This is a genomic window from Epilithonimonas sp. (assembly GCF_032055105.1).
GTDB lineage: Bacteria > Bacteroidota > Bacteroidia > Flavobacteriales > Weeksellaceae > Epilithonimonas.
Genome location: NZ_DAMBRK010000036.1, coordinates 1 through 7,583, shown reverse-complemented (window position 1 = coordinate 7,583; position 7,583 = coordinate 1). Strand labels below are relative to the sequence as shown.

General features: G+C 34.6%; 9 protein-coding genes. All 9 read right to left on the bottom strand.

The genetic code is table 11. The features are described from left to right. Positions 1-95: 95 nt before the first annotated feature. Entirely contained in the window at positions 96-3,014 is a 2,919-nt protein-coding gene (locus RTY06_RS16135; protein WP_312825992.1) for a reprolysin-like metallopeptidase, read from the bottom strand. Between the two features lie 122 nt (positions 3,015-3,136). After that, on the bottom strand, positions 3,137-3,391 hold the full coding sequence (locus RTY06_RS16130; protein WP_312825991.1) for a GlsB/YeaQ/YmgE family stress response membrane protein: 255 nt from the start codon (positions 3,389-3,391) through the stop codon (positions 3,137-3,139). Between the two features lie 35 nt (positions 3,392-3,426). Next, positions 3,427-4,380, bottom strand: a complete 954-nt coding sequence (gene ftsY, locus RTY06_RS16125; RefSeq protein ID WP_116035154.1) for a signal recognition particle-docking protein FtsY — start codon at positions 4,378-4,380, stop codon at positions 3,427-3,429. A 111-nt stretch (positions 4,381-4,491) separates the two neighbouring features. Next, positions 4,492-4,647, bottom strand: coding sequence for a DUF4295 family protein (locus RTY06_RS16120; RefSeq protein WP_074232947.1), 156 nt, complete (start codon positions 4,645-4,647; stop codon positions 4,492-4,494). Between the two features lie 19 nt (positions 4,648-4,666). Further along, the gene (gene rpmG / locus RTY06_RS16115) at positions 4,667-4,849 is read right to left on the bottom strand and encodes a 50S ribosomal protein L33 (RefSeq protein ID WP_027384735.1); all 183 of its coding nucleotides are present in this window, start codon (positions 4,847-4,849) and stop codon (positions 4,667-4,669) included. After that, positions 4,849-5,097 carry a 50S ribosomal protein L28 gene (gene rpmB / locus RTY06_RS16110; RefSeq protein ID WP_027384734.1) on the bottom strand — a complete coding sequence of 83 codons (249 nt, stop codon included), beginning with the start codon at positions 5,095-5,097 and terminating at the stop codon, positions 4,849-4,851. The genes rpmG and rpmB overlap by 1 nt, the downstream gene beginning before the upstream one ends. Positions 5,098-5,367: 270 nt before the next feature. After that, the gene (locus RTY06_RS16105; protein WP_312825990.1) at positions 5,368-5,982 is read right to left on the bottom strand and encodes a deoxynucleoside kinase; all 615 of its coding nucleotides are present in this window, start codon (positions 5,980-5,982) and stop codon (positions 5,368-5,370) included. Between the two features lie 55 nt (positions 5,983-6,037). Continuing rightward, on the bottom strand, positions 6,038-6,796 hold the full coding sequence (locus tag RTY06_RS16100) for a hypothetical protein (RefSeq protein ID WP_312825989.1): 759 nt from the start codon (positions 6,794-6,796) through the stop codon (positions 6,038-6,040). A gap of 28 nt (positions 6,797-6,824) precedes the next feature. Continuing rightward, complete coding sequence (locus tag RTY06_RS16095) at positions 6,825-7,385, bottom strand: DUF6759 domain-containing protein (protein ID WP_312825988.1); 561 nt, start codon at positions 7,383-7,385, stop codon at positions 6,825-6,827. Between the last annotated feature and the right edge of the window lie 198 nt (positions 7,386-7,583).

The following is a 7,583-nucleotide window of genomic DNA, read 5'->3' as shown; positions in this document are numbered from 1 at the left end:
TCTTCTCATAAAAAATGCCCCTAAAAAGTGTATAACTTTTTGGGGGCAGTCCAATCATTGATTCGGGGTGTTTTTGTTATTCAATAAACTAAGTTTTAGTTTTTGATGAATTTAGTTTGAGATTTTTCTCCATTAACTTCTACAGAGATTATGTAAATTCCTTTTACTAATTTAGAAACGTTTACTTTTCCATCTGTAGTTCCTTGATTAACCAATTGTCCGCCTACAGAGTAGATTTCATAATTAGTTTTAGAAGAGATATTAGAGATGTTGATGAAATCTGTTGCTGGGTTTGGATAAACACTAATGTTATTTTTCTTAACATCTGTTACTGCTAGAGTTTCAGAAATTTTAACTGCATAGTCTTCAACTTCACCATAAGTGTAAGATGCGCATGGGCCTGTTGGCGCAGTATTGTATCTCATAATTACTCTCATTCCGAGTGTTTTATCTCCGCTGTATGCGGTTTCTGGAACTGCAAAAGTAGATGTAACAGTAGCCGTGGTGCTAGGTGCGCTAGTCATTACTTTTTCAGAAGCGTCGTAAGTTCCATCTCTGTTAAAATCAATCCAAACAGCAACTGCTTCACTATAAGTTGCTCCTGTCCAAGCTTTGGTTACTGCTATTGTATTTCCAGTAGATCCTTTAGTTAACTGAACTAATCTTGTGTTATCTGCGCTGTAATCTGTATAAGTACTAGCTCCAGAAGTACTAGTCATAACGGTACCGTTGTTTGCTGGTGTTACCACAACTTTTGAGATATATTCGTCTCCAGCATTACTAGAAGAAACTGTACAATATATAAGTCCTAAAGTTTTGAATGTTTCATTAGCATAAGCGCCTGTAGTTCCGCTACAAACTGCAGCAACTTCTACATCGTAATTTGTGTCTTCTTCTAATTCTGTAATATTGTAAGTATTGGTTGCGATATCATTTACAACGGTCCAGCTAGTCTCGCTTGCTTTTTTATATCTTACAGAATATGTTGCATTAGCTACAGCGTCCCAATCTATTTTTGCACTTGTTTGGGTAATAGCCGAAGTTGCTAATCCTGCAGGTGCGGTACCGTCGCAGTTGACCATTGCAGAAACCGTTACTTTACTTGCCGCGTAAAAAACGTTTCCTATAGCAGAGACTCTTACAGTTAGTACTGTGTTTGTAGGAAAACTTGAAAAACTTATTTCTTCAGTTCCGTCATTTGGAGTAGATTCTGCTAAAACTGTCCAGCTTGCGCCGTTGTCCGTTGTATAATCAATTTTGACATCGGTTACGTTATAAGGAGCAGCAGTTGTTCCAACTGGATCCCAAGTGAATGCACCAGTAGCGTTGTTGTAAACTTTTGAAGATGTTATTTTAAATGGTCCTGCAGCACCTACAATCACTCTTTGCGTTGCATATTGAGTCTGTTGTTGTGCAACATCAGGATTGTTATCTCTTACAGTTACTTTAAAATTAGTTGTTCTAGCTACAGTAGAAACAGCTTCCCAATCTGTTGTGCTTTTTAAGTTTCCGGCTAGAACTGTTTCTAGCTTAGGGAAATATCTTGTTGGGCTTGTAGTAGGGTTCCAAGATCTAAAAGTTGGACCATTGGTGTTGTTTCCTAAATTAGCAATTGTAGTTGGAGTGGTTGCGCTATCGGTTTGATCCCAGCCATATGTAATTGGATTGCCTTCCGGATCTGTAGCTTGTGCTGTTAGAACAAAAGCTGTACTTTTTGGAATTGTAACATTCGCCATAGCAACAATCGTAGGAGGTTGATTTGTAATAGGCGTTTCTATATCACAAGTCTTAGATGTAAGATTGTTCTGAATCTGAATAATACTATTGATATGGAAATAAGGATCAGAATGATCTTGTAAATCAGTGGCTCCCGTAATCCCAGCATAACCCATGATAGAGGATCCAGATCCAGGTTCTACGTTTTGTCCAGTTCCTTCAAGACTCATAGAGAAAGTATGATTTCCACCTAATTGATGACCAATTTCGTGAGCAACATAATCGATATCAAAATTATCTCCTTGAGGGATTCCGTCTGCAGGCGAAGTGATACCAGAACCTTTTCCTAGAGGTGTACTTGTTGTTGGATTAATACAAACACAACCAATACAACCTGCATTTCCGCCACCTCCAGATGCTCCAAACATATGACCAATGTCGTAATTGTCGTTACCAACATTGTTTGTTAAAGTAGTCTGTAGTTGTTGGTTCCATCCACTTAAGGATGTACCGTAAGGATCTGTACTTGCATTAGTATAAATTACATCAGGAAAATCTTGTAAAATTAAGTGTAATGCAAAATCATTTTCAAAAATACCGTTACAACGAGTTAATGTTGCGTTGATTGCTGTCAAAGCGCCTGCAACAGTACCTCCATGAAATGTTGTATATTCACCATTTACAGACATTGCCAAACGCATTGTTCTATATTTTTGATCAGAAGATTTTGAAAAGTCTTTTGAATCATTAGCAAAAGTGGATTCGCTGGCAAGTTTGTCTATTTGTTTTTTCGAAAGAGCAGGCTCTGTACTTTCACATAACCAAGAGCCATTTGCACCGCTAGTTTTGTTGGTTTTTGGATGAACTCCATAAACGGTTTTTTCTTTGTTTTGCGGTTCTACAAACTCATAAACACCGTTTTTGATAATCATAGATTGGAAATCGTTAGGTGCTACAGAAAATCTAATGTATTTTTCTGGATCATCAACACCAGTCCCAACATAGGATCCCAATTGGTATTTGTCGGCCAAAGATTGTACAACAACTGGTAGGCTGTAAACTGCAAATTTTTCAATTTTGCCACCTAGTGTAGGGATACTAATGATTACAGGCTTGCTTCCTTTTCCTGTTGGTTGGGCACTTGTTAATTGTGTGCGGATTGCATCCACATCAACAGTGTAGAAGCTGGTAGCTCCATTTTGACGCAGACTTTCTCCTTTCATAGAAGTAGGGCTCCATTGTGCAAATGCACTAGTAGCTAATCCAAGAGAAAGTAGAGTAGTAAAAAACTTCTTCATACTTAAAATTTAATTTTAATCAAATATAGAGGTTTTAATTGTTATAAAATAAAAAATACATCAGATTTTCTGATGTATTTTTAATGATATTGATTTATTAATGTAAATAGTAAGAAATTATCCTACTTCTTTGTAACCATGCTATATAAAAATAATAGAATTACAGCCCCTCCAATTGCAAGTAACCAACTCATAGGGCTCCAGAAAGAGGTTACATCTATGTTAAGTAGTGTAGATCCAAGCCATCCTCCCAGCATTGCGCCCAAAATTCCAATAATGATTGTTACAATCCATCCTCCAGGATCTTTTCCAGGGTGGATGGCTTTTGCTATTGCTCCTGCAATAAGCCCGAAAATAATCCAAGTTAAAATACCCATAGTTTAAAATTTTTAATGTTAAAAGTGTGATTTGTTTATCTTTTTCTAAAGAATGAATTTACAAATTCCATACCATTAAAAATCTGAAGGTCTTCCATCTTTTCTCCTACTCCTATATATTTTACAGGAATTTGAAATTGATCAGAAATGCCAATTACAACACCTCCTTTTGCAGTTCCATCTAGTTTGGTTACAGCCAAAGCCGTTACTTCTGTAGCTGCTGTGAATTGTTTTGCTTGTTCAAAAGCATTTTGCCCAGTGGAGCCGTCCAAAACTAATAAAACTTCGTGTGGAGCTTCTGGAATTACTTTTTGCATTACGCGCTTTATTTTGGAAAGCTCGTTCATTAGGTTGATTTTGTTATGTAATCTTCCTGCTGTGTCTATAATCACTACATCTGCATTCTGCGCAACTGCAGATTGAACTGTGTCAAATGCAACAGAAGCCGGATCAGATCCCATTTCTTGCTTTACAATAGGAACGCCAACGCGCTCACTCCATATTACTAATTGATCTACAGCTGCTGCACGGAAAGTATCTGCTGCTCCAAGAACAACTTTCAAACCCTGAGATTTGAATTGATTGGCCAATTTTCCAATTGTTGTGGTTTTCCCAACACCATTTACACCTACGACCATTATCACATAAGGTTTTTTGCTTGTGTCGATATTGTCTGTGTCAAGATGAGGATTGTCTAAAAGAAGTCCAGAAATTTCTTCACGTAGAATGTTATCTAATTCGCTTACGTTGACATATTTGTCTCTTGCAACTCGATCTTCTATTCTTTTGATGATTTTGATAGTCGTTTCAGCGCCTACATCAGAAGCAATAAGGACTTCTTCTAAGTCATCCAAGACTTCATCATCTACGGTGTTTTTCCCTACAACAGCGCGAGATATTTTATCAAAAAAACCTTGGCTAGATTTTTCTAAACCTTTGTCTAGGGTTTCTTTATCTTCTTTTTTAAATATTTTTTTAAACCAACTCATTATTAATATAGATGATGAATGATAATTGATAAATGATTTTATCAGTAGCAAATATAACAAAAAAACTACCCTTAAAAAGAGTAGCTTTCTATATTGTATTCGATTGAGGAATTATTTTTTCAAAAATCCTTCAACTTCGTCAGCGTTCATTACTTTTTCTTCAAAAACGTAAGCGTCTGATTTAGAAGACTTAACCATTTTGATTACTTTTGTCATTTTTTTTGAACCAGCTCCACCTTGAAGTGTTGCTACTACTTTTTTTGCCATTGTAAAATATTTTTATAAATTACTTAATTTCTTTGTGAACAGTATATTTCTTAAGAACTGGATTGAATTTTTTAAGCTCCAATCTCTCTGTAGTGTTCTTTTTATTTTTTGTAGTAATGTATCTTGACATTCCTGCTACACCGCTTTCTTTATGCTCAGTACATTCTAGAATTACCTGAACTCTGTTACCTTTTTTAGCCATTACTTAGTAGTGTTTTTAATAAATCCATTTCTAGCAGCTCTTTCAAGTGCTTCTTCAATTCCAATTTTATTGATAACTCTAAGTCCGTGAGCAGAAACTTTAAGAGTTACTGATTTTTCTTGCTCAGGAAGATAAAACTTCTTCTCTAGCAAGTTAATTTCAAAACGTCTTTTCGTTTTGTTATTAGCGTGAGAAACATTGTTTCCTACCATTGCACGCTTACCTGTTATTTGGCAAATTCTTGACATATCTCGATGTTCTTTTGACTAATGAATATTTGAGAGTGCAAAATAACGGATTATTTTTTACACAGACAAATTATTTTAAAATAATTATTAAAAATTAAACCTGAAATATTAATAATTAATATTTCGCCTCAAAGATCTGTAATTTATTGGAAATCTTTAGTTCTTGATGAATAATTTTACATTTTCAATAAAATCTTCTCGTATTGTGATTTGAAAAAATCGTTAAAAAGAGCCTTAATATATGACTTAGTTTTTAGTTTAATTCGTGATTTAAAACAAACCATTCAGCTCTGCATCTATTCTTTCTAATATAGAGCCGAAGTCTTCTGGTTTTTCAACAAAATCTAGGTTGTCTACATCTATAACAAGAAGTTTTCCTTCTTTGTAATTTTCTATCCAGTTTTGATATTTGTTATTCAATTTAGAAAGATAATCTATACTGATTCCGGCTTCGTATTCTCGTCCTCTTTTGGCGATTTGTCTTACTAAAGTTGGAACGTCTGCTCTGAGGTAAATTAACAAATCTGGAGCAGAAACAAAGTCTTTCATCAGGTTGAATACTGATAAATAATTGTTAAAATCTCTCTCAGAAAGCAAGTTCATCTCAGCTAGGTTTTCTGCGAAAATGTGTGCGTCTTCGTAGATTGTTCTGTCTTGGATGACATTTTTGCCACTCTCGCGAATTTCTTTTACTTGTCGGAATCTGCTTCCTAAAAAATAAATCTGAAGTGCAAAACTCCATTTTGACATATCGCCATAAAAATCATCCAAATAGGGATTGTGGTCAACATCTTCGAATTGTGCTTCCCAGTTGTAATGCTTGGATAGCATTGTTGTAAGGGTTGTTTTTCCAGCTCCGATATTTCCTGTAACAGCGATGTGCATTCTTTAAAGTCTAATTAATTGTTATTTGATACTGATAAGAGAAAAGTTTGTAAAATCAGTTATCAATTATTTGGCTGTAAAGATAAAGCTTGTCTTTTATGAGTGCCAAAAAACCTGCATTATTTTTATCCACAATTTTTGCGCCTTCATTTTTGAAGATTTGGAATAGTGTTTTTCCATCAAAAATTTGAATTGCTTGGCTTCCAAAAATCAAAATATCGCTATTGTTTCTTCGGAGTTTTCTTGCATTGGAAATGGGGGAAGAATAGAGTAGAGTTGCTTTTGTATTGTAAACCTCAAAAGAGTTCTCTTTAAGAATGTAAACTTTGTTATCGTAAACAAGGAAGTCTTTCAGAGATTGTAGATTGATGTTGAAAGGGAAAGAGCTAATTGTAGAGCTATTTCGGAAGTTGTATTGGAAAAGCGTCTTGTTGCTGTCGTCTAAAAGCCAAGCGAATTGAAGATCTTCCGCATAAACAGCCTTTATGAATCCGAAATTTAAATTTATTTTTTGAATTTCGTTAAGGTTTTGATCTAGAAATTTGATTTCCTGAGCATTTTCAGAAAACATAACAATGTTGAGTGGGTTGGTGACGCTTTGGATTTTGTAAGGGAAAGTCAGCATTAGTTTTCCCAATTGAGATCCTAATGAATCATACTTTGTGAAGCTAAGATCTCTATTCTTATATAAATAGATGTTTCCATAATCATCCCCCAAAAGCTCTTGGACATTCTTTGTTTGTAAAGAGTCTAATCCGATTCTTTTCTGAGAAAAAAGTAAAACAGAACTTAATATTAATAATAGAGATTTCAATAAATTAGTTTTTATTAAATGAGATAGCTTATCCTCCATTTAGAGTAATGATAATATCTTTTGTGATGGCTTTGTTTTGATTATATTTTGCATCGCAGATAGAGGTGGTTAAGTTGTAATTACCCTTTTCTACTAAGATGTAATTTTGTCCATTGGACGGAACTGTAAGGTTGTAGAATTTTTTACCATTTATTTTTACCACAAGGACACATTTGGATTTATTGACAATTTGAATGACAGCCTCTTTTTTATTGGGGTTGTTATCGAATAAATTCGTAAGGATTGCCGCAGTGTTTTTTGCTTGTGCAGACGGTTGTCCTTTTGCAGCAGATGTTCCAACAGTAGACGTTTTTTCTATTCTCTTTTCCGTCATCTTTGTAATTGTGGGTTTTGCGGAAGATGATGTTGATCCTCCATAAGAAAGAGTTGTGAGTCTTTTCTTCAGTTCGGGAACAGCTGGGTGATTGGGGTTGTTTCTGATGAATTTTTCAACAATAGCTCTGTCTGTGGTCGATTTTGCTTCGAAAACGCTTTGTGAAAATGCAAAGAAACTAATTGGTAAAAACAAAAGTAAAAATATCTTCTTCATTGTAATATTATTAATGTCGGTTTGGGTATAAAACGTAAAAATAAATTAAATCTTGTTAATAAATTAGAAATTTATGATAATTAAATAATAAGTTAACTAGTCTGTTTTAAAGAAATGTGGCTATGTTTCTATTTTATTAAGAATACCCGTAGTGCATTATAAAAAAGGTTACTCATAATACGAAAATTTCGTATATTG

Bases quoted from the DNA above. Each gene is read 5' to 3' on its own strand.
- RTY06_RS16135 (WP_312825992.1), bottom strand. From the start codon at position 3,014: ATGAAGAAGTTTTTTACTACTCTACTTTCTCTTGGATTAGCTACTAGT.
- RTY06_RS16130 (WP_312825991.1), bottom strand. From the start codon at position 3,391: ATGGGTATTTTAACTTGGATTATTTTCGGGCTTATTGCAGGAGCAATA.
- ftsY (WP_116035154.1), bottom strand. From the start codon at position 4,380: ATGAGTTGGTTTAAAAAAATATTTAAAAAAGAAGATAAAGAAACCCTA.
- RTY06_RS16120 (WP_074232947.1), bottom strand. From the start codon at position 4,647: ATGGCAAAAAAAGTAGTAGCAACACTTCAAGGTGGAGCTGGTTCAAAA.
- rpmG (WP_027384735.1), bottom strand. From the start codon at position 4,849: ATGGCTAAAAAAGGTAACAGAGTTCAGGTAATTCTAGAATGTACTGAG.
- rpmB (WP_027384734.1), bottom strand. From the start codon at position 5,097: ATGTCAAGAATTTGCCAAATAACAGGTAAGCGTGCAATGGTAGGAAAC.
- RTY06_RS16105 (WP_312825990.1), bottom strand. From the start codon at position 5,982: ATGCACATCGCTGTTACAGGAAATATCGGAGCTGGAAAAACAACCCTT.
- RTY06_RS16095 (WP_312825988.1), bottom strand. From the start codon at position 7,385: ATGAAGAAGATATTTTTACTTTTGTTTTTACCAATTAGTTTCTTTGCA.